The 17,853-nt window shown below is 60.0% G+C and carries 17 protein-coding genes and 1 tRNA gene; 11 read left to right on the top strand and 7 right to left on the bottom strand.

The genetic code is table 11. The features are described 5' to 3' along the window. Positions 1–89: 89 nt before the first annotated feature. Both KLP40_RS00090 and KLP40_RS00085 read left to right on the top strand, forming a co-directional pair. Positions 90–1,094, top strand: coding sequence for a zinc-binding dehydrogenase (locus tag KLP40_RS00090; protein WP_215591424.1), 1,005 nt, complete (start codon positions 90–92; stop codon positions 1,092–1,094). Between the two features lie 111 nt (positions 1,095–1,205). After that, positions 1,206–1,493 (top strand): hypothetical protein, encoded by a 288-nt coding sequence (locus KLP40_RS00085; protein WP_215591423.1) that lies wholly within the window; start codon positions 1,206–1,208, stop codon positions 1,491–1,493. A 65-nt stretch (positions 1,494–1,558) separates the two neighbouring features. Here KLP40_RS00085 and KLP40_RS00080 read toward each other — a convergent pair whose 3' ends face one another. Together KLP40_RS00080 and rfaD are read right to left on the bottom strand one after the other, a co-directional pair. Next, complete coding sequence (locus KLP40_RS00080) at positions 1,559–2,983, bottom strand: FAD/NAD(P)-binding protein (RefSeq protein WP_215591422.1); 1,425 nt, start codon at positions 2,981–2,983, stop codon at positions 1,559–1,561. A gap of 153 nt (positions 2,984–3,136) precedes the next feature. Then, the gene (rfaD, locus tag KLP40_RS00075) at positions 3,137–4,102 is read right to left on the bottom strand and encodes an ADP-glyceromanno-heptose 6-epimerase (protein WP_215591421.1); all 966 of its coding nucleotides are present in this window, start codon (positions 4,100–4,102) and stop codon (positions 3,137–3,139) included. Between the two features lie 150 nt (positions 4,103–4,252). On the opposite strand from rfaD, the gene KLP40_RS00070 reads away from it, so the two are divergent. The 4 genes from KLP40_RS00070 (at position 4,253) to lpxB (ending at position 7,969) form a co-directional block, all read left to right on the top strand. Then, positions 4,253–5,176 carry an ABC transporter substrate-binding protein gene (locus tag KLP40_RS00070; RefSeq protein ID WP_215591419.1) on the top strand — a complete coding sequence of 308 codons (924 nt, stop codon included), beginning with the start codon at positions 4,253–4,255 and terminating at the stop codon, positions 5,174–5,176. Next, the gene (locus KLP40_RS00065; protein ID WP_215591417.1) at positions 5,173–6,174 is read left to right on the top strand and encodes a FecCD family ABC transporter permease; all 1,002 of its coding nucleotides are present in this window, start codon (positions 5,173–5,175) and stop codon (positions 6,172–6,174) included. Before KLP40_RS00070 ends, KLP40_RS00065 begins: the two co-directional genes overlap by 4 nt. Before the next feature lie 139 nt (positions 6,175–6,313). Further along, positions 6,314–6,733 (top strand): 6-pyruvoyl trahydropterin synthase family protein, encoded by a 420-nt coding sequence (locus KLP40_RS00060; protein WP_215591416.1) that lies wholly within the window; start codon positions 6,314–6,316, stop codon positions 6,731–6,733. A 126-nt stretch (positions 6,734–6,859) separates the two neighbouring features. After that, the gene (gene lpxB / locus KLP40_RS00055) at positions 6,860–7,969 is read left to right on the top strand and encodes a lipid-A-disaccharide synthase (protein ID WP_215591415.1); all 1,110 of its coding nucleotides are present in this window, start codon (positions 6,860–6,862) and stop codon (positions 7,967–7,969) included. Positions 7,970–8,035: 66 nt separating this feature from the next. On the opposite strand, the gene KLP40_RS00050 is transcribed toward lpxB, so the two are convergent. From KLP40_RS00050 to KLP40_RS00030, 5 genes are all read right to left on the bottom strand, one after another. Continuing rightward, on the bottom strand, positions 8,036–8,488 hold the full coding sequence (locus KLP40_RS00050; protein WP_215591414.1) for a hypothetical protein: 453 nt from the start codon (positions 8,486–8,488) through the stop codon (positions 8,036–8,038). A 107-nt stretch (positions 8,489–8,595) separates the two neighbouring features. Continuing rightward, positions 8,596–9,819, bottom strand: a complete 1,224-nt coding sequence (gene clpX, locus KLP40_RS00045) for an ATP-dependent Clp protease ATP-binding subunit ClpX (protein ID WP_215591413.1) — start codon at positions 9,817–9,819, stop codon at positions 8,596–8,598. A gap of 214 nt (positions 9,820–10,033) precedes the next feature. Continuing rightward, on the bottom strand, positions 10,034–10,741 hold the full coding sequence (locus KLP40_RS00040) for a ClpP family protease (protein ID WP_262898903.1): 708 nt from the start codon (positions 10,739–10,741) through the stop codon (positions 10,034–10,036). 196 nt (positions 10,742–10,937) lie between these two features. After that, positions 10,938–12,266 carry a trigger factor gene (tig, locus tag KLP40_RS00035; RefSeq protein ID WP_215591412.1) on the bottom strand — a complete coding sequence of 443 codons (1,329 nt, stop codon included), beginning with the start codon at positions 12,264–12,266 and terminating at the stop codon, positions 10,938–10,940. A gap of 144 nt (positions 12,267–12,410) precedes the next feature. Further along, positions 12,411–12,492: transfer RNA gene (locus tag KLP40_RS00030), tRNA-Leu, on the bottom strand. A gap of 312 nt (positions 12,493–12,804) precedes the next feature. Between KLP40_RS00030 and KLP40_RS00025 the strand changes: the two genes are divergently transcribed. The 5 genes from KLP40_RS00025 to KLP40_RS00005 all read left to right on the top strand — a co-directional run. Then, complete coding sequence (locus KLP40_RS00025) at positions 12,805–15,012, top strand: RelA/SpoT family protein (RefSeq protein WP_215591411.1); 2,208 nt, start codon at positions 12,805–12,807, stop codon at positions 15,010–15,012. Positions 15,013–15,156: 144 nt separating this feature from the next. Then, on the top strand, positions 15,157–15,645 hold the full coding sequence (locus tag KLP40_RS00020) for a Fur family transcriptional regulator (RefSeq protein ID WP_215591410.1): 489 nt from the start codon (positions 15,157–15,159) through the stop codon (positions 15,643–15,645). Continuing rightward, entirely contained in the window at positions 15,642–15,989 is a 348-nt protein-coding gene (locus tag KLP40_RS00015) for an STAS domain-containing protein (protein ID WP_215591409.1), read from the top strand. Before KLP40_RS00020 ends, KLP40_RS00015 begins: the two co-directional genes overlap by 4 nt. Beyond that, the gene (locus KLP40_RS00010) at positions 15,989–17,260 is read left to right on the top strand and encodes an adenylosuccinate synthase (RefSeq protein WP_215591408.1); all 1,272 of its coding nucleotides are present in this window, start codon (positions 15,989–15,991) and stop codon (positions 17,258–17,260) included. The genes KLP40_RS00015 and KLP40_RS00010 overlap by 1 nt, the downstream gene beginning before the upstream one ends. 268 nt (positions 17,261–17,528) lie before the next feature. Beyond that, on the top strand, positions 17,529–17,853 hold a 325-nt coding region (locus tag KLP40_RS00005; RefSeq protein ID WP_215591406.1), incomplete at its 3' end, for a hypothetical protein.

Below are 17,853 nucleotides of genomic sequence, written 5' to 3'. Positions count from 1 at the left end.
TTTACGCCAGCTGTTACCAGCCGAATCCCGTTCCTTCCCTACTCCCTACTCCCTACTCCCTACTCCCTACTCCCTACTCCCTACTCATCATGCAAGCCCTCGTTCTGACCGGTATCAACCAGCCCATTGCCCTGCAGGAAGTTGCCACGCCCCAGCCCGCCGCCGGCCAGGTGCAGGTGCAGCTGCACGCCGCCGCCCTCAATCACCGCGACGTCTGGATTCAGAAGGGTCAGTACGCCGGTCTTAAATTCCCCATCATTCTGGGCTCCGACGGGGCCGGCACCGTCACGGCCCTGGGAGAAGGGGTGGCTGCCGAGCTGCTGGGCCAGGCCGTGCTCATCAACCCCGGCCAGCACTGGGGCGACCACCCCGCCGCCCAGGGCCGCGACTTCCAGATTCTGGGCCTGCCCCAGGACGGCACCTTTGCCGAGTACGTATGCGTACCCGCCGGCGCGGTGCAGGCCAAACCGGCCCACCTGAGCTTCGAGCAGGCCGCCGCGCTGCCCCTGGGCGGCGTTACGGCCTACCGGGCCGTTTTCACGCGGGCCCAACTGCAGCCTGGCGAGCGGGTGCTGATTAGTGGGGTGGGAGGGGGCGTGGCTTTGCTGGCCCTGCAGATGGCCGTGGCCGTGGGTGCCGACGTGTGGGTGACCTCCAGCTCAGAGGAGAAGATTGCCCAGGCCGTAGCGCTGGGAGCTAAGGGTGGTATCAGCTACCAAACCGAGAAGTGGCCCGCCACCCTCACCAAGCAGGCCGGCGGCGGCTTCGACGTTATCGTGGACAGCGCCGGGGGAAGCGGCTTCAACGATTTGGTGGACGCCGCGGCCCCCGGCGGCCGCATCGTGTTCTACGGCGCTACCCAGGGCGACGTGCCCGAGCTGGCCGCGCGCAAGGTGTTCTGGAAGCAACTCTCGCTGCTGGGCTCCACCATGGGCACTGAGCAGGACTTCAAATACATGGTGGAGCTGTTCGAGCAGCACCAGCTGGTACCGGTAGTGGATGAGACCTTTCCGCTGAGCGAGGGCGAACAGGCTCTGCGCCGCATGGCCGACGGGCTGCAGTTTGGTAAGCTGGTGCTAAAAATAAAGGCATAGCAAAAGGGCGAAAAAAGGCAGTCAGTGGCTTAAATAAAGTGCGCAAGAGGGAATTAACTTTCTGCTAATTTGGTTAGTTTTGAGTCTGCTAACTACGTAACCTGCTGCCTTATGAAAACGCCCGCTGAATACCTGAACTGCCCGGTTTTTGAACTTACTTATCCCACCGGAGAAGCGGCGGAGGGCCTGCCGGTAGTGGCCTACACCGATGCCGTGCAGGCCGTGGAGGCTGCTCTGGCCGACGCCGAGAAGTATAAATACCTGCTCATGCGCGCCTTACGCCGCAGTGCCACCACCAGCCCCCAGAGCTACCCCCAGCTCGCGGTGCTGCCCTTCCCCGAGCCCGGCACCGATACCCGCATCCTGCCGCTGTACGCCCCTGACGAGCTGGCCGCCTGACCTGCACTCTTGCAACGCGCCATTGGTATTCTAAAAGCCCCGCAGCCGGTTCGGCCGCGGGGCTTTTAGCTTGAAGAGGGCATGGGGTAGTTGCGGTCCTGCTGCAGGCGACGCCCCAGTTCCTGGGCCAGACTCACGGCCTGGGTGCGCAGTTCCGGCACGGCCGTCGATTCGAAGTTTTGGGGGCGGCGGCTGGGGCCTAACGTGAACAAAACGGGCGAAACCTGGCCATTGGCCGCGCGCATAGCCCCGTGCTCGTCGGTGCGGATGCCCAGGCCCAGCGGGTCGGGTACGAGGTGGCCGGCTTCGCGTAGCTGCACCACCAGCGGCTCCCGGATGCGGCGGTAATCGAGCAGCGGGCCGGTGCAGTTGATGACGTGGCGGGCCGTCAGGTACTGGGTTTGCTGGCCGTGGCGGATGGTCAGGGCCAGGCCGTCGGCCGCGGGCCGGATATCCTGCACGCGGCCCCGGTGTTGCAGCACGCGGCCGGAGGCCAGCATTTCCTGGAGCAACGCCGCGTTGCGGGGTGGGCTGCGGTGGCGCACCACCGACCACCGGCCGGCCAGATGACGCAGAAACCGGGCCTGCTCTTCCAGCGGCCAGGCCGCCCAAATGCGGCCCAGGTCGGGCCGTAGCGAGTCGATAACCAGCCGCCAGTCGAGGCCCTGCGCCTGGGAGGCGCGCAGATGGCGGCGAACTGCGCCCAGCACCTGCGCGACGGTAGTCAGGCCGGTCAGCTCAGTGGCGTAAAAGCTGGGATACGTGGCGGGGGAGGGCTGGTGCGCGGCCGGCCAGCGGCCGTGCCCCGAAACTGCTGTAATCTGGCCCTGGTGCCCATCGGCCCGCAGGCCCAGCAGCACATCTACCGCCGTGAGGCCCGTGCCGATAAGCAGTACCGTGTCGTCGGGGGCAATGGTGCGCAGTGCACCCCGGGCCCAGGGGTTGGCGTGGTAGGTGGGGTGCAGCAGGTAAGCCAGATCCGTGGTCACGGGCGGAGACGGGGCAAAGTTGCCCAGGGTCAGCACCACAAAGTCGCTCTGGATGAGCTGGTCGTTTTGCAGCTGCACCACCGCGCTGTTGCCATCAGGGGCCACCGTAACTGATTGCGCGGCCTGGTTGTGCCACCGGCACCGGATGCCGTTCAGTGAGGGCCATTCCAGCACCTGGCCCACCAACTGCTGCAGGTAGCGTCCGTAGCTCTGGCGGGAGCAAAACTCTTCCTCGCACGTTTCGGCCGGCCCCGTGATGCGCAGCCAGTTGCGGAAGTGGTCGGGCTGGTCGGGGAAGGCACTCAGAAACTGGGCCCGCACGTTGAGCAGGTATTCCGGGCGACGGGCGGTGTAGGCCAGGCCCGGGCCTGGCACCGGCCGGGGCTCCACCAGGTGCACGTCGCAGGCAAAAGGCTGGTCACCGGCCAGGCGGGCCAGCTGCACGGCCAGAGTGGAGCCGGAAAATCCGCCGCCGATAATGGTAATGGTTTTGCGTTGCACCAGCCTTCAGAAGTTAGAAAGGCTCAAGGTACTACTCTCTCCGAAAAATGCTATAAAAATTATGATTTGCTATATAAAAAAAAGTCGGTTGCCCTACGAGTAGGGCAACCGACAGTCAGCAGGTCGTCAGGAAGATGGTCCGAAGGCGCGAGGCTAATAATAGGCGTTGGGCACCAGGTAGTTGCGCACGTAGTCAGTAATGCCGTCCTCCAGGCGGGTGAAGGGCCGCTCGTAGCCGATGGCGCGCAGCTTGCTCATATCGGCCTGGGTGAAGTACTGGTATGTGTCGCGGATGTCCTCGGGCGTGTCGCGGAAATGGATGTCGGCGGTGCGGTCGAGGGCGGCGAAGGTGCTTAGGGTGAGGTCGAGGAAGGTACGGGCCTCGCCGGTGCCCAGGTTATAGATGCCTGAGTGCCGGCGGTTCTGCATCAGGAAGAAGCACACCTCCACCACGTCCTTCACGTACACGAAGTCGCGCTGCTGCTCGCCGTCGGCGTAGTCGGGGTTGTGGGAGCGGAACAGGGTCATGGAGCCCGTTTCCTGAATCTGGCGGAAGGCGTGCAGAATCACCGAAGCCATGCGGCCCTTGTGGTACTCGTTGGGGCCGTACACGTTGAAAAACTTCAGCCCGGCCCAGAAAAACGGCTTTTCCTCCTGCTGCACGGCCCAGTTATCGAAGTCGTTCTTGGAGTCGCCGTAGGGGTTGAGCGGGCGCAGCAGGGGCAGCAGGGCATCGTCGTCGGAGTAGCCCAGCGTGCCCGAGCCGTAGGTGGCGGCCGAGGAGGCGTACACCAGCGGCAACTGGTAGCGGCAGCAGGCCTGCCACATCTGCTTGGAGTACTCCAGGTTGAGCACGTTCAGCACGTCGCGGTTGGTTTCGGTGGTGTCGGTGCGGGCCCCGAGGTGGAAGATGAACTCCACCTCGGCGTGGTGCTCCTCGAGCCAGGGGAAAAACTCCTCCCGGTCCACGTACTGCTTCAGGCGCTTGCCCGAGAGGTTGGCCAGCTTGCGCTCGTTGGTGAAGTTGTCCACCACCACGATATCGTTGAAGTTGGCGGCGTTGAGGCGGGTGACGAGGGCGCTGGCAATAAAGCCGGCAGCTCCGGTGACGACGATCATAAGGCAGAAGTTTAGGCCCAAAAGTAACCCCCGGGCAGGGAATGATACGCAGGCCGCCGATTTTGTTTGGCCCGACGCGCGGAAACCGCTGTCCGGGCGCTGAAGCGACGGGCACTGAAGCGTCTGGCGCGGGCGGTTACCTTTGCCCCCATGCTCCGCCCTTCCGTTGCCCGTTTCCGGCTTTTGCTGCTGCTGCCCCTGCTGGCGGCCTGCCGCCCCGATGCGCCCGCCACCACGGCGGCCCCAGCCGCCGCCGCCCCCCAACACCTGCGCGACGACCTCGGCCGTGCCCTCACGGTGCCGGCCCAGCCGCGTCGCATCATGGCCCTGGCGCCTTCCATGACGGAAATGCTCTACGCCGTGGCCGATACGGCTACCATCGTGGCCCGCACCCAGGTCTGCGACTTTCCGGCGGCGGCCCGGCGCAAGCCCGTGGTCAACAGTTACCCCCTGGACCTGGAGCGCCTCCTGGCCCTGCGGCCCGACGTGGTGTTCACCACGGCCGGCATTACCTCCGAGGCCGATGCCCAGCGGCTCCAGGAACTGGGTATTCCGGTGTACTTCCAGCAGTACGAGCGGGTAGACGACATCCTGCGCGGCCTCACCGACCTGGGCCGCATCCTGGGCCGCGGCCCCGCCGCCCGCCGCCTCACCGATTCGCTCCGGGCCGAGCTCCGGGCCCTCCAGAAGCTGCCCACCCCGCGCCCGGCGCCGGCGGTGCTGGCCCTCACCTGGACGGACCCGATTTACGTGTACGGCCGCAACACATTGTTTACGGACCAGATCCGGCTGGCTGGCGGCCGCAACGCGGTAGAGGAGAAATTCGCCCAGCCCTATCCGGCCCTCACCCGCGAGTACATCCTGCGCCTCAATCCCGACGTCGTCCTCGGGGGCAGCTTCGGCAAGCTCGACAGCACCTTCTTTCGCCTCTACCCCGAGCTCAAACGCATCCGCGCCTACCCGGCCCGCCGCGTGTACGCCACCACCGATAACCTCATGGCCCGCCCTGGTCCGCGCGTAGTGGAAACAGTACGGGAACTGCGGCGCCTGATCTGGGCTCCCCCCGCTCCATGACCCGCCCCGCCCTGCCCTGGATTCTGGCCTGCCTGCTGCTGACGGCACTTTTGCTGGCGGCAGGCCTGCGCGTGGGCAGCTACGAAACCGATTACGCCCTCATTGCCCGGGCCCTGCTGCACTACGACGCCCGCGACCCGGCCCAGCTGGTGCTCATCGAGCTGCGCCTGCCCCGGCTGCTGCTGGCTTTGCTGGCCGGGGCGGGGCTGGCCATGAGCGGCTACATCATGCAGGCCATGGTCAATAACCCCCTAGCCGACCCCTACCTGCTGGGCACGGCCTCGGGCGGGGCGCTGGGGGCCAGTCTCACGTTTGTGTTTGTGCCCGGCCTCACGGTGGCCGGCCTCTACCTGCCCCCGCTGGCCGCGCTGCTGGGCGCGCTGGGCACCACGCTGGTAGTGGTGGTGGTGGGGAGTCGGCGGGGCCGCATCGTGCCGCCGCTGCTGCTGCTGGCCGGGGTAGCGGTGGGCTCCCTGACCACGGCCCTGGGCGGACTGCTCACGTTTCTGGCCGCCACCGACGACAAGCTGCGCACTATCACGTTCTGGTCGTTGGGCGGGTTTGAGCGGGCCAGCTGGGCCACGCTGCCCTATCCGGCGGTGGCCGTGGGGCTGGGTCTGGGGGCGCTGGCGCTGCTGCACAATCACCTGAGCTTGCTGCTGCTGGGCGAGGAGCGGGCCACGGCTTTGGGCCTGCCGGTGGCCCGCACCCGCTGGTTGCTGCTGCTCGTGGCCTCGGGCCTGACGGGCGGGGTGGTGGCGCTCTGCGGGCCCATCGGGTTCGTGGGGCTCGTGATTCCGCACATCACGCGCTGGCTGCTGGGCACGGTGGGCCGGGGCAACCTGCTGTTCTGCGCCCTGCTGGGGGGTAATTTTCTGGTTTTCTGCGACCTGCTGGCCCGCCTGCTCTATCCGCCGGCCGGCCTGCCGGTGGGCCTGGTCACGGCCCTGTTCGGCGTACCGTTCTTCGTATATTTGCTGCGCCGAATGGGGTCTTAGGAGCTTAGGGGCTTGGAGGCTTGGCTGACGTTCAACGGTGCAATACGCGCCACAACGGTCAATCAAGCCGCTGAGTGTCAGGTTTTTCAATCAAAACGTCATCCAAGACCCCAAACTTCCAAGACCCCAAGACCCCAAAATGGTATATATCAGCCGCCAGGAACACTTCAACGCCGCCCACAAGCTCCACAACCCCAAGTGGAGCGAGGAGCGCAACCGGGAGGTGTTCGGCCCCTGTGCCAACGTCAACTGGCACGGGCACAACTACGACCTCATCGTCACCGTCAAGGGCCAGCCCGACCCGGAAACCGGGTTCGTCATCGACCTCAAGCAGCTCAGCACCGTCATCCGCACCCACGTGGTGGACCAGGTCGACCACAAAAACCTGAACCTCGACGTGCCCTTCATGCAGGGCCAGCTGGCCAGCACCGAAAACCTGGTGATTGCCTTCTGGAAAATTCTCCAGCCCGAAATCGAGCAGATTTCCACGGCCAAACTGCACTGCATCAAACTCTACGAAACGCCCCGCAACTTCGTGGAATACTACGGGGAGGCATAACCCCGAAACTGTCATGCTGAGCAGAGCGAAGCATCTTGCTCAGTGGTAATCAAATTACTTTGGCAATGTCAGCACGCGAGATGCTTCGCTTTGCTCAGCATGACGGCCAGGTTTAATTAAAGGAGAATGAAGTACTACCTGATAGCGGGCGAGCGGTCCGGGGATTTTCACGCGGCCAGCCTCATGCAGGAATTGCGTCAGCAGGACCCGGCGGCGGAGTTCCGCTTCTGGGGCGGCGACCTGATGCAGGCCGAAGGCGGCGAAATGGTGCGCCACTACCAGGAAATGGCCATCATGGGCTTCTGGGAGGCGGCCACCAGCGTCCTCAAATTCCGGGGCTACCTCAAGGAGTGCCAGCGCGACCTGCTGGCCTGGCAGCCCGACGTGGTGATTCTGGTGGACTATGCCGGCTTCAACATGCGCGTGGCCAAGTTCGCCAAGGCCGCTGGCCTGAAGGTGTTCTATTACATCTCGCCCAAAATCTGGGCCTGGAACCAGAGCCGCGTGCACAAGGTGAAAGCCGTCGTCGACCGTATGTTCGTGATTCTGCCCTTCGAGCAGGAGTTCTACCGGCGCTTCGACTACCAGGTGGACTACATCGGCAACCCCATTGCCGACAGCGTGGGCGAGTTCCAGAAGTCCACTGACTTCTATGAGCGCAACCAGCTCGACCCCGCGCGGCCCATTATAGCGGTGCTGCCCGGCTCGCGTAAGCAGGAAATCGAGGAGATGCTCTACGAGATGCTGGCCATTCTGCCGCCCTTCCTCAACTACCAGTTCCTGGTAGCCGGCGTCGATAACCTCGACCGGAACTACTACGCCCACTTTGAGCGCAACAACGTGCGCATCCTCTTCGACCAGACCTACGACCTGCTGGCCCACGCCACGGCGGCTCTGGTCACGAGCGGCACGGCCACCCTTGAAACGGCTCTTTTCAACGTGCCCCAGGTGGTGTGCTACCGCACCAGCGCCGTGTCGTACGCCATTGGAAAAGCCGTTATCAAGGTGCCCTACATTTCTCTGGTCAACCTCATTGCCGGCCGCGAAGTGGTGAAAGAACTCATCCAGAGCGACTTCAACTCCCGCAACCTCGTTACGGAACTCAAGAAAGTCACCGCCGACGACGCCTTCATCGTCCAGCAGAAAGCCGGCTACGCCGAAATTTGGGCGAAGCTGGGTCAGCAGAAATCCGCCGAGAAGGCTGCGAAGCTGATGGTGGGGTATTTGAAAAAGTAAAACCGTTACCGCTTTGCAAACTACCGGGGGCATCATTCAGAATAGAGTGATGCCCCCGGTTTCTTTTTAGAAAGCCGTCCGGCTGTCGGTAATGGTCAGGACGGCCGTGTTTTTCTGCTCATCGGCTGCCAGGCGGTAGCGGTAGTGGTGGTCAACGTCCACCCACGTATTGATGTTCTCCTTGTGCGGGCTGGTTTCATAGCTCTGCTGCAGCCCCCACCCGTAGTTCTGGTAGGTACCGAAAGATTGGATCTTGTACACGTGCCCCTGCAGGAAATAGTAGTGGGTCATGATGCCGGAGCGTTTGCCATCTGGCCCGGGCTTGCGGCCATCGGCAATCAAGCATTTGCCGCCTTTTTCCGTGAGCGAATCCCGCCAACTGAGGTAGCTGGCCTTCGCGTGTGTCTCGCGTAGCTGCTGCTCCGTCAGGCCCAGGGCTGAGCCACTAACCTGCCCATGTGCGGTTACGGCAGACAGGCCCAGAACAGATGTCAGCGCAATTGTGAAGTGAATAAGCATAGCATGAGGACGTTGAAATAATACGATAAGTATAAGTAGTTTTCCCTTATAAACGCCGAACGGGCTTCCATGTGCATGGAAGCCCGTTCGGCGTTTATAAGGGAAAACTACGCGGCCCGTAGCTGCTTTAGAGCTGTCTGCTCGAACTTGCTGCGGGCGTAGTCTTCGTCGATAACCAGCTCCTTCACGCCTTCCTCGGAGGGCATATCGAACATGGCGTCGGTCATGATGGCTTCGCAGATGCTACGCAGACCCCGGGCCCCAAGGCGGTACTCGTCGGCTTTCACCACGATGTACTCCAGGGCGCCTTCCGAGAAGCTCAGCTCGATGTCTTCCATGTCGAAGAGGCGCTGGTACTGCTTCACGATGGAGTTCTTGGGCTCGGTCAGGATTTTGCGCAGCGTGGCGTGGTCGAGGGGGTTGAGGTGGGTGAGCACCGGCAGACGGCCAATCAGCTCCGGAATGAGGCCGAATGCCTTCAGATCCTGAGCCGTCACGTAGCGCAGGAAGTTCTCGGTGTCGATTTTCTCCTCCAGCTGGGTTTTGGCGAAGCCAATAGGCTTGGTGTTGAGGCGGTTTTTGATGATGCGCTCAATGCCCACGAAAGCCCCACCGCAGATGAAGAGGATGTTTTCGGTGTTCACCGTAATCATCTTCTGCTCGGGGTGCTTGCGGCCGCCGTGGGGCGGCACGTTCACCGTCGTGCCTTCGAGCAGCTTCAGCATGGCCTGCTGCACGCCCTCGCCGCTCACGTCCCTGGTAATGCTGGGGTTGTCGCTCTTGCGGGCAATCTTGTCGATTTCGTCGATGTAGACGATGCCGCGCTCGGCCGCTTCCACGTTGTAGTCGGCGGCCTGGAGCAGGCGGGTGAGGATGCTTTCCACGTCTTCGCCCACGTAACCGGCCTCGGTGAGCACGGTGGCGTCGGCAATGCAGAAGGGCACCTGCAGGATGTTGGCCAGCATGCGCGTGAGGAACGTTTTGCCGGTGCCGGTTTCGCCCACCATAATGATGTTCGACTTCTCAATCACTACGTCGTCCTTCTGCGGTTTCTGCATCAGGCGCTTGTAGTGGTTGTACACGGCCACCGACATCACCTTCTTGGCCTCGTCCTGGCCTACCACGTACTGGTCGAGGTAGTCCTTCATCTCCCGGGGCTTCACGAGATTGAACTTCGGCGCCTTGGAGTTGGCCCGAATCTTATTTTCCTCGTTCAGAATCTGCTGGGCCTGTCCCACGCACCGTTCGCAGATGTGAGCATTGATGCCCGAAATCATCACCGAAACGTCTTTTTTGCTCTTACCGCAGAAAGAACACGTAATATCTGCCATTGCCAAAGGAACTCGCTGATGGGGAGGAAGAAGGGTATTTACCCAAACCTACCTCAAAGGTACGAAAAGCCTAACGCCCAACAGAGGTGAAAACGTGCCGTTGAGGTTGCCTCTACTTTAAACAAAAAAGCCCGCCGAAGCGGGCTTTTTGGTGGTCTGCCTTCCGGAAGAGCGTCCTGTCGGAGAAGCCGGAAGGGGCGCGCATCAAAAAAGCTTAGGCGCTTTTCTTCTCGAGCACCTCGTCGATGAGGCCGTATTCCTTGGCTTCATCGGCGCGCATCCAGTAGTCGCGCTCCGAGTTGTCGTAGATTTCCTGGTAGGTTTTACCGGTGTGCTTGGCCAGAATGTCGTAGAGCTCCTTCTTGAGCTTGAGAATCTCACGGGCCGTGATTTCAATGTCCGTCGACTGACCCTGGGCCCCGCCCGAGGGCTGGTGAATCATTACCCGGGAGTGGGGCAGCGCCGAGCGCTTGTCTTTGGCCCCGCCGGCCAGCAGCACGGCGCCCATGGAGGCGGCCAGGCCGGTGCAGATGGTGGCCACGTCGGGGTTCACGTACTGCATCGTGTCGTAGATGCCCAGGCCGGCGTACACCGAGCCGCCGGGCGAGTTGATGTAGAGCAGGATGTCCTTCTTAGCATCCACCGACTCCAGAAACAGCATCTGGGCCGTCAGGATGTTGGCGATGTAGTCGTCGACGGCCGTGCCCAGGAACACGATGCGGTCCATGATCAGGCGGGAGAACACGTCAATTTCGGCAAAGCGCGTGGGACGCTCCTCAATCACCGAGCGGGTCATGCCGGTGGGCATGATCAGGCCGCCACGGGTCTGGCCTTCTACGTGCTGGATGTATTGGTCAACGCCCAGACCATTCAGGCCCTGGCCTTTCACGGCGAACTTGCGGAACTCTTGTTTATTCAGCATGGGGGAAATAGAAGTGAGAGGTTAGAGGTGAGAGTAAAGAAGTGAGAGGCAAGATATGAGAAGTGAGACAGACAGGAACCACACAAAGTCGTCCATCTCACTTCTTATATCTAATCTCTCACTTCTCAACAAAAAAAGCCCTTACGTCAGGTAAGGGCTTTTTTTGTTGGTTCGAAAACCGGAAGAACGGCAGCGGTTAGCCGGCGTTCTGATTGCGGAAGTCCTCGGCCGTAATCTCGTTGTCGTTAACAACAACTTTGCCGCGCAGGTTTTCCAGTACTTTTTCTGCCAGAATGGCTTCGTACTCCTGTACGTAGTTCTTGCCGTTCTCCTGACGCAGGAAGTTGTCGGCGAAACCACGCACCGACTCTTCAAGCTCGGGCGTCATTTCCATGTTGAACTGACCCAGGATTTTCTGCATCGTGCGGTCCACGATTTCCTCGTTCGATACCTTCAGCTCGTTGGCTTCCACCACCTTGTTGCGGATCATCGACCACTTGAGCTCCTTCTCGTAGTCGTCGTAGTGCTCCTCAATCTGCTCGGTGGTCAGCTTGCCTTCGTTGGCGCGCAGAAGCCACTTCTTGAAGAACTCCTTGGGAATTTCGATGCTGGTGTTCTCCAGCATTTTGTCAATAAGCTGACGATTCATCAGGTTATCGGCCTCCCGGTCGTAGTTCTCCATCACGGTGGAGTTCACCTTCTCGTCGAAATCTTCCTTCGACGTGACGATGTCCTTGCCGAATACTTTGTCGAACAACTCCTGGTTGAACTCGGCGGGCGTAGTGCGCTGCACTTTGTCCACGGTCAGGGTGTAGTCGCCTTCCAGCGAACCGGCTTCCTCCTTGCTCATGCCAGTGAAGCCAGCAATGGCGGTAGCGTCGCCATCGAAGGCGTTTTTCAGGTCGAACGTAATCACGTCCTCAGTCTTGGCACCCACGAATTTGTCGGCGTCGTTCTTGAGCTTGGCGGTGGGCAGCATCACCATGCGGCCTTCACCTTCCTCGTCGGCCTTTTTGAGCTTGCCGACCAGGTAGTCACCAGCTTCGGCGGTTTCGGCTTCCTCGGTTTCGCCGAACTGGCGCTCCAGCTGCTCGTAGGTTTCCTTCAGCGTATTCTCGTCGAGGGTCACCTTGTGGCGGTCCACGGTCAGGGCTTGGTCGGCGGGCAGCTCGAAGTCGGGCAGCAGGCCCAGCTCGAACTGAAACGCGTAGTCCTTCTGGGTATCAAAATCGATATCGGAAGCTACGGGCAGAGGCTCACCCAGGATTTTGAGGTCGTTGCTCTTGATGTACTCATCCACCGATTTGCCGAGCAAACCGTTGATTTCTTCCACCAGAATGCCTTTGCCGTACATTTTGCGCACCAGCGTAACCGGCACTTTGCCCGGGCGGAACCCTTTGATCTGCGCTTTTTTGCTGTATTCCTTCAGCTTGCTCTCTACGGCCGTGGCATAGTCAGCCTCCGTGAGGTTCACTGTCAGGATGGCATGGAGCTGGTCGTCTTTCTTGTCGAGGGTAATGTCCAAAACTAAGGGTCGGTTAAGGGTACTACGTTGGGGTAAATAGTATTGGGTAGTTAATATTGAGTAGTTAGCAAGACATTCCAGCGGCTTGTTTGAGACGGCAAAGCGTCTTCTAACTACTCAATACCAACTACCCAATACTAATTGTGCGGATGGAGGGACTCGAACCCACACGCCTTGCGGCACCAGATCCTAAGTCTGGCACGTCTACCAATTTCGCCACATCCGCGTCGGAGGTCGTTTACCTCGGGGGCGCAAAACTACGCAAGTGCCGGCAAATAACCAATGAAATTTTCTGCTGACCCGCCCGACCTGTTTGGCCTTGGCCGACGAAAACGCTGTATCCAAAACAACGTAACCCCGGTCCCTGATTGTAAACCATGGGTTTCTGCGTTGAGCAGGTCATGATCTGCACCAGTCCCGGGCTATTATTGTTCTACTGCCACAACTGGTTTCGCGCCGTCGGGCACGGGTTTCTACCGCCACAGGCCGTACCTTCGTTACCTGTATTTTGGGCACCATGGGGTGCCACCCGCCTACCATGTCCACTGTCATTGACCCCGAAGCAGAGCGTCAGGAAATTCTGCGCCACTACCGCCGCCTGCTCCGCACGGCCAAGCCTTCCCTGAAGGAGGGCGACGCCAAGCTTATCAAGAAAGCCTTTAACACTTCCCTCGAGGCGCACAAGGAAATGCGCCGCAAGTCGGGGGAACCCTACATTCTGCACCCGCTGGCCGTGGCTCAGATTGTGGTGGAGGAAATCGGCCTCGGTACCACCAGCATCGTTTCGGCCCTGCTGCACGACGTGGTGGAGGACACGCCCTGGGAAGTGGCCGACGTCAACCGCGAGTTCGGGCCCAAGGTGGCGCGCATCGTGGACGGACTTACCAAGATTTCCGGCGTCTTCGACTACGGCACTTCCGAGCAGGCCGAGAACTTTCGCAAGATGCTGCTCACCCTCTCCGACGACGTGCGGGTGATTCTCATCAAGCTGGCCGACCGCCTGCACAACATGCGGACGCTGGACTCGATGCCGCGCCACAAGCAGCTCAAAATTGCCTCCGAAACCATTTATCTCTACGCTCCGCTGGCCCACCGCCTGGGTCTGTACGCCATCAAAACGGAGCTCGAAGACCTCTACCTGAAGTATACCGACACCGATGTGTACCAAGAGCTGGTAAACCAGGTCCGCCAGAGCCGCACCTCGCGCAACCGCTTTATTAAGGAGTTCGTGCAGCCTATTGATGAGGAGCTGAACGCCCAGGGATTCGAGTACGAGGTGAAGGGCCGGCCCAAGAGCATTTATTCCATCCTCAAAAAGATGCGCAAGCAGAACATCACCTTCGATGAGGTGTACGATCTGTTTGCCATCCGCGTGATTCTGGACGTGCCCCCGGAGCAGGAAAAAGCGGCCTGCTGGCAGGTGTACAGCATCGTCACGGATTTCTACCAGCCCAACCCCGACCGCCTGCGCGACTGGGTGAGTACGCCCAAGGCCAACGGCTACGAGAGCCTGCACACCACCGTTATGTCGCGCGCCGGGCAATGGGTGGAAGTTCAGATCCGGAGCCGCCGTATGGACGACATTGCCGAGAAGGGCTACGCCGCCCACTGGAAGTACAAGGACACCGGTGCGCCCCAGCCTGAATCAACCCTCGAAGCCTGGATTAACAAGGTGCGCGAGATGCTGGAAACCAATAATTCCAGCGCCCTCGAATTCATGGATGAGTTCCGCCAGAACCTGTTCGTGAAGGAGGTGTACGCCTTTACGCCCAAGGGCAAGCTTATCATTCTGCCCGACAAGGCCACGGCCCTCGATTTTGCCTTCGAGATTCACACCCATATTGGTCTGCAATGCCTCGGAGCCAAGGTCAACCAGAAGTTGCAGCCCCTGAGTTATAAGCTGCGCAACGGCGACCAGGTAGAAATTCTGACCTCGCAGAAGCAGAAGCCCACCGAAGAATGGCTCCAGTACGTGACTACCTCCAAGGCCCGTACCCGCATCAAGGACTGGCTCCGCGACGACCGCAAAGCGAAGTCCGAAGATGGACGCTTCCTGGTAGAGAAGCGCCTGGAGCTGCTGGGCGTCGAAAACACCCAGGACAACCTGAACCGGTTGCTGGCCCATTTTAATACAGCCGGTCAGCAGGAGTTTTTTTACCGGGTGGCCATTGGGCAACTTGACGGCCGCGAAATCGTGAAGAGCCTCTTCGACGGGCCCGGCGAAGCCCCGCGCCTGCCTTCCCGCCTCGAGCCCCGGGCCTTCGACCACGAGGTGCAGAAGGTGCGTGGCGTAAATGCCAACATGCTGGTGATTGGGGAGCGGACCGATAAGTTCGATTACACCATTGCCCCCTGCTGCAACCCCATTCCCGGCGACGACGTGTTCGGCTTTGAAACGGATAAAGGCATCGTCATCCATCGCACCTCCTGCCCCAAGGCCGTGCAGATGATGTCGAACTACGGCAACCGCATCGTGCGCGCCAAATGGACGGAGCAACTGGAACTGGCCTTCCTGGCCGGCATCCGCATCAAGGGCTCGGATAGGGTAGGGCTGGTCAACGACGTGACGCGCATCATCAGCACCAGCCTCAAGGTGAACATGCGCTCCATTACCATGGACTCCAACGACGGTATCTTCGAGGGCCAGATCATGGTATTCGTAAACGATACAGCCCATCTCGACCGCCTCATTCAGCGTCTGAGCAAGGTCAGCGGTGTGCTCACGGTGGAACGCTTCGATTCCTGAGTTGGTCTTAAATAGTATTTCTCAAAACCGGGCGCATAAAACAGTACAAGTAAAGCGCCGTGGCCGGTCTGTTACTCCTGTGTGTAGCAAACGGCTCCCGCGTCGGATTACCCGGTTTTCACTCCTTATATAGAAGGACTCATTATGGCAGTTTCAGAAAAGCACCTGGATAAGGAAAAGTACGAGGAGGTGAAGAAGATTTTCACGGCCTACCTCGAAAATAAGGGCCTGCGCAAAACATCGGAACGCTACGCCATTCTGGAAGAAATTTACTCCCGCACCGGACACTTCGACGTGGAAGAGCTGTATGCCGGCATGAAGGAGCAGGGCCTGCAGGTAAGCCGGGCCACCGTCTACAACACCCTCGACTTGTTGGTGGAGCATGGTCTTGTAAGCAAGCACCAGTTCGGGCGCAACCTGGCCCAGTATGAGAAAAGCTACGGCTACCGCCAGCACGACCACGTCATCTGCACCGAGTGCCATAAGGTGGTAGAGTTCTGCGACCCGCGCATTCACGGCATTCAAACCATGGTCGGGGAGTTACTCAACTTCCATATCTTGCACCACTCTTTAAACCTTTATGGCGTATGCGGCGACTGCCGCGCCAAAGCCGCCCACTCTCAAGCCGAATGAAAACTGACTCCGCCGTCCAGGACGGTATTCTCTTCGTGCGCCTTTCCGGCGACCTGATCGGCAGCCCCGATACCCAGCAGCTACTCCAGAACATCGATCAGCACTTGGGCGAGGAATTGCTCCACTGTGCCGTCGATCTGTCGGGCATTCGCTACATCAATAGCACCGGTATTGGCGTGCTGGTATCGTTGCTGACCAAGTTCCGTAGCCGCGGTGGGGAACTGGTGCTCATTAACCCCGCCGACCACCCCCGCAAAATGCTGGCCCTGACCAAACTGAACGCTATTTTTTCTGTTGCGGACGATGATACGTCGGCCGCCCAACTTCTGAAAGCCGCGAACTAATGCCCGTTGATGTACTAGTAGGACTACAGTGGGGAGATGAAGGCAAAGGCAAGATTGTCGATGTGCTGGCTCCCACTTACGATGTAGTAGCCCGTTTCCAGGGTGGCCCCAATGCCGGTCATACCCTCACTTTCGATGGGATCAAGCACGTGCTGCACCAGGTGCCATCCGGGATTTTTCACCCGCACATTATTAATGTAGTCGGTAATGGCGTGGTACTCGACCCCGTCGTATTTCGCCAGGAGCTCCAGAAACTCACTGACCGGGGCGTAAACTGGGGGCAGAACCTTTACATCTCCCGCAAGGCTCAGTTAATCCTGCCCTCGCACCGCGCCCTCGACCGCATCAGCGAAGAAGCCCGCGGCGGCAGCAAAATCGGCTCGACGCTGAAAGGCATTGGTCCCACGTACCAGGACAAAATCGGCCGCACCGGCCTGCGTGTCGGCGATATCCTGTTGCCCGACTTCCGGGAACGTTATCAGGAGGCCGTTGCTCGTCACGCCACCATTGCCGAATTCCACGGCCGCGGCCTCGAAATTGAAGAATTCGAGGCCGATTTCTTTTCCGCCGTCGAATTCCTGCGTACCCTCCAGCTCACCGACACCGAATACCTGCTCAACGACTTGCTCCGCCAGGGCAAGAACGTGCTGGCCGAAGGCGCTCAGGGCTCCATGCTCGATATTGATTTCGGCACGTATCCTTATGTGACCTCATCGAGCACGATTGTAGCCGGGGCCTGTACCGGCCTCGGGATTGCGCCGCGTCATATAGATAAGGTATACGGCATCAGCAAAGCCTACTGTACCCGCGTAGGCAGCGGGCCGTTCCCCACGGAGCTGCACGATGGGGTAGGGGAACAGATCCGCCAGGCCGGCCGCGAGTTCGGCTCCACCACCGGCCGCCCGCGCCGCTGCGGCTGGATTGATCTGCCCGCCCTACGCTACAGCATCATGCTGAATGGCGTTACCGAGATTCACCTCATGAAGGCCGATGTGCTCGATGAATTTGACGAAATCCGCGTCTGCACTCACTACGAACTGCCCGGCGGCGCGAAAACCGACCACCTGCCCGACCACGGCGACCTGGAAAAGCTGACGCCGGTATACGAAACCCTGCCCGGCTGGCGGACCAATCTCCAGGAAATCACCGATCCGCAAGCCCTGCCTAAGCAATTGAAAGACTACGTCCGGTTCCTCGAACAGCGCCTAGAAGTGCCCGTCAGCATCGTCAGCGTCGGTCCCGATCGGGTGAGTACCCTGCACATGGCATAAATTTCAGCACATTTCAATCAACTAAAAACCCGGATTACTCTCTGTAATCCGGGTTTTTAGTTGATATAGTAAAGCTAGAGGAAAAATCTTCCAACCTCTGTGAACTTAATGGCGAGGCTAAAAGGTTAATACCCAGCCTACTCTAGGTAAAGGTTAAATTCCTCCACAAATAAGTTGAGTTCTGGGCTTGGATATTGAGGCCGAACCCCGCACTTTTGCACTCCCAATCCGACACGCGGAGGGGACCGGCCGCTTCGGCAGCCACTGCTTGAAAAAAGATTTTCGCCGCGGGCTTGCAAAGCAGCAAGTAGTTTTGCTACCTTTGCACCCCGCTTCAACCGGAAGCGCTCTTCACCGCCGGACTGCCTCGGCAACGGGTCTTGAAAAAGTGCAACCGCCGCCGCTGACCTGCTTCTTCCTGTCAGGAAGGAAAACAAGGCAGCCGGTGCTGAGAAGGCCGAAAAAGAAAAAGAAATTTTTCTTCGGGTTTCTTGGAAAAAGCGAAAAGCTGCTTACCTTTGCATCCCGCTTCAACCGGAAGGGGGTACGGCCACGAAAACGAGCAACACTTCAAAAAAAGTTTTTCTCTTTTT

Origin of the sequence: Hymenobacter piscis (assembly GCF_018760735.1) — a bacterium.
GTDB classification, from domain to species: Bacteria; Bacteroidota; Bacteroidia; order Cytophagales; family Hymenobacteraceae; genus Hymenobacter; species Hymenobacter piscis.
Note: the sequence above shows the minus strand (reverse complement) of the source record. Positions and strands in the feature narration are given on the sequence as shown.

Bases quoted from the DNA above. Each gene is read 5' to 3' on its own strand.
- KLP40_RS00020 (WP_215591410.1), top strand. From the start codon at position 15,157: ATGGCAGTTTCAGAAAAGCACCTGGATAAGGAAAAGTACGAGGAGGTG.
- rfaD (WP_215591421.1), bottom strand. From the start codon at position 4,102: ATGATCGTCGTCACCGGAGCTGCCGGCTTTATTGCCAGCGCCCTCGTC.
- KLP40_RS00090 (WP_215591424.1), top strand. From the start codon at position 90: ATGCAAGCCCTCGTTCTGACCGGTATCAACCAGCCCATTGCCCTGCAG.
- KLP40_RS00015 (WP_215591409.1), top strand. From the start codon at position 15,642: ATGAAAACTGACTCCGCCGTCCAGGACGGTATTCTCTTCGTGCGCCTT.
- KLP40_RS00025 (WP_215591411.1), top strand. From the start codon at position 12,805: ATGTCCACTGTCATTGACCCCGAAGCAGAGCGTCAGGAAATTCTGCGC.
- KLP40_RS00010 (WP_215591408.1), top strand. From the start codon at position 15,989: ATGCCCGTTGATGTACTAGTAGGACTACAGTGGGGAGATGAAGGCAAA.
- KLP40_RS00060 (WP_215591416.1), top strand. From the start codon at position 6,314: ATGGTATATATCAGCCGCCAGGAACACTTCAACGCCGCCCACAAGCTC.
- KLP40_RS00085 (WP_215591423.1), top strand. From the start codon at position 1,206: ATGAAAACGCCCGCTGAATACCTGAACTGCCCGGTTTTTGAACTTACT.
- KLP40_RS00040 (WP_262898903.1), bottom strand. From the start codon at position 10,741: ATGCTGAATAAACAAGAGTTCCGCAAGTTCGCCGTGAAAGGCCAGGGC.
- KLP40_RS00070 (WP_215591419.1), top strand. From the start codon at position 4,253: ATGCTCCGCCCTTCCGTTGCCCGTTTCCGGCTTTTGCTGCTGCTGCCC.
- lpxB (WP_215591415.1), top strand. From the start codon at position 6,860: ATGAAGTACTACCTGATAGCGGGCGAGCGGTCCGGGGATTTTCACGCG.
- clpX (WP_215591413.1), bottom strand. From the start codon at position 9,819: ATGGCAGATATTACGTGTTCTTTCTGCGGTAAGAGCAAAAAAGACGTT.
- KLP40_RS00065 (WP_215591417.1), top strand. From the start codon at position 5,173: ATGACCCGCCCCGCCCTGCCCTGGATTCTGGCCTGCCTGCTGCTGACG.
- KLP40_RS00050 (WP_215591414.1), bottom strand. From the start codon at position 8,488: ATGCTTATTCACTTCACAATTGCGCTGACATCTGTTCTGGGCCTGTCT.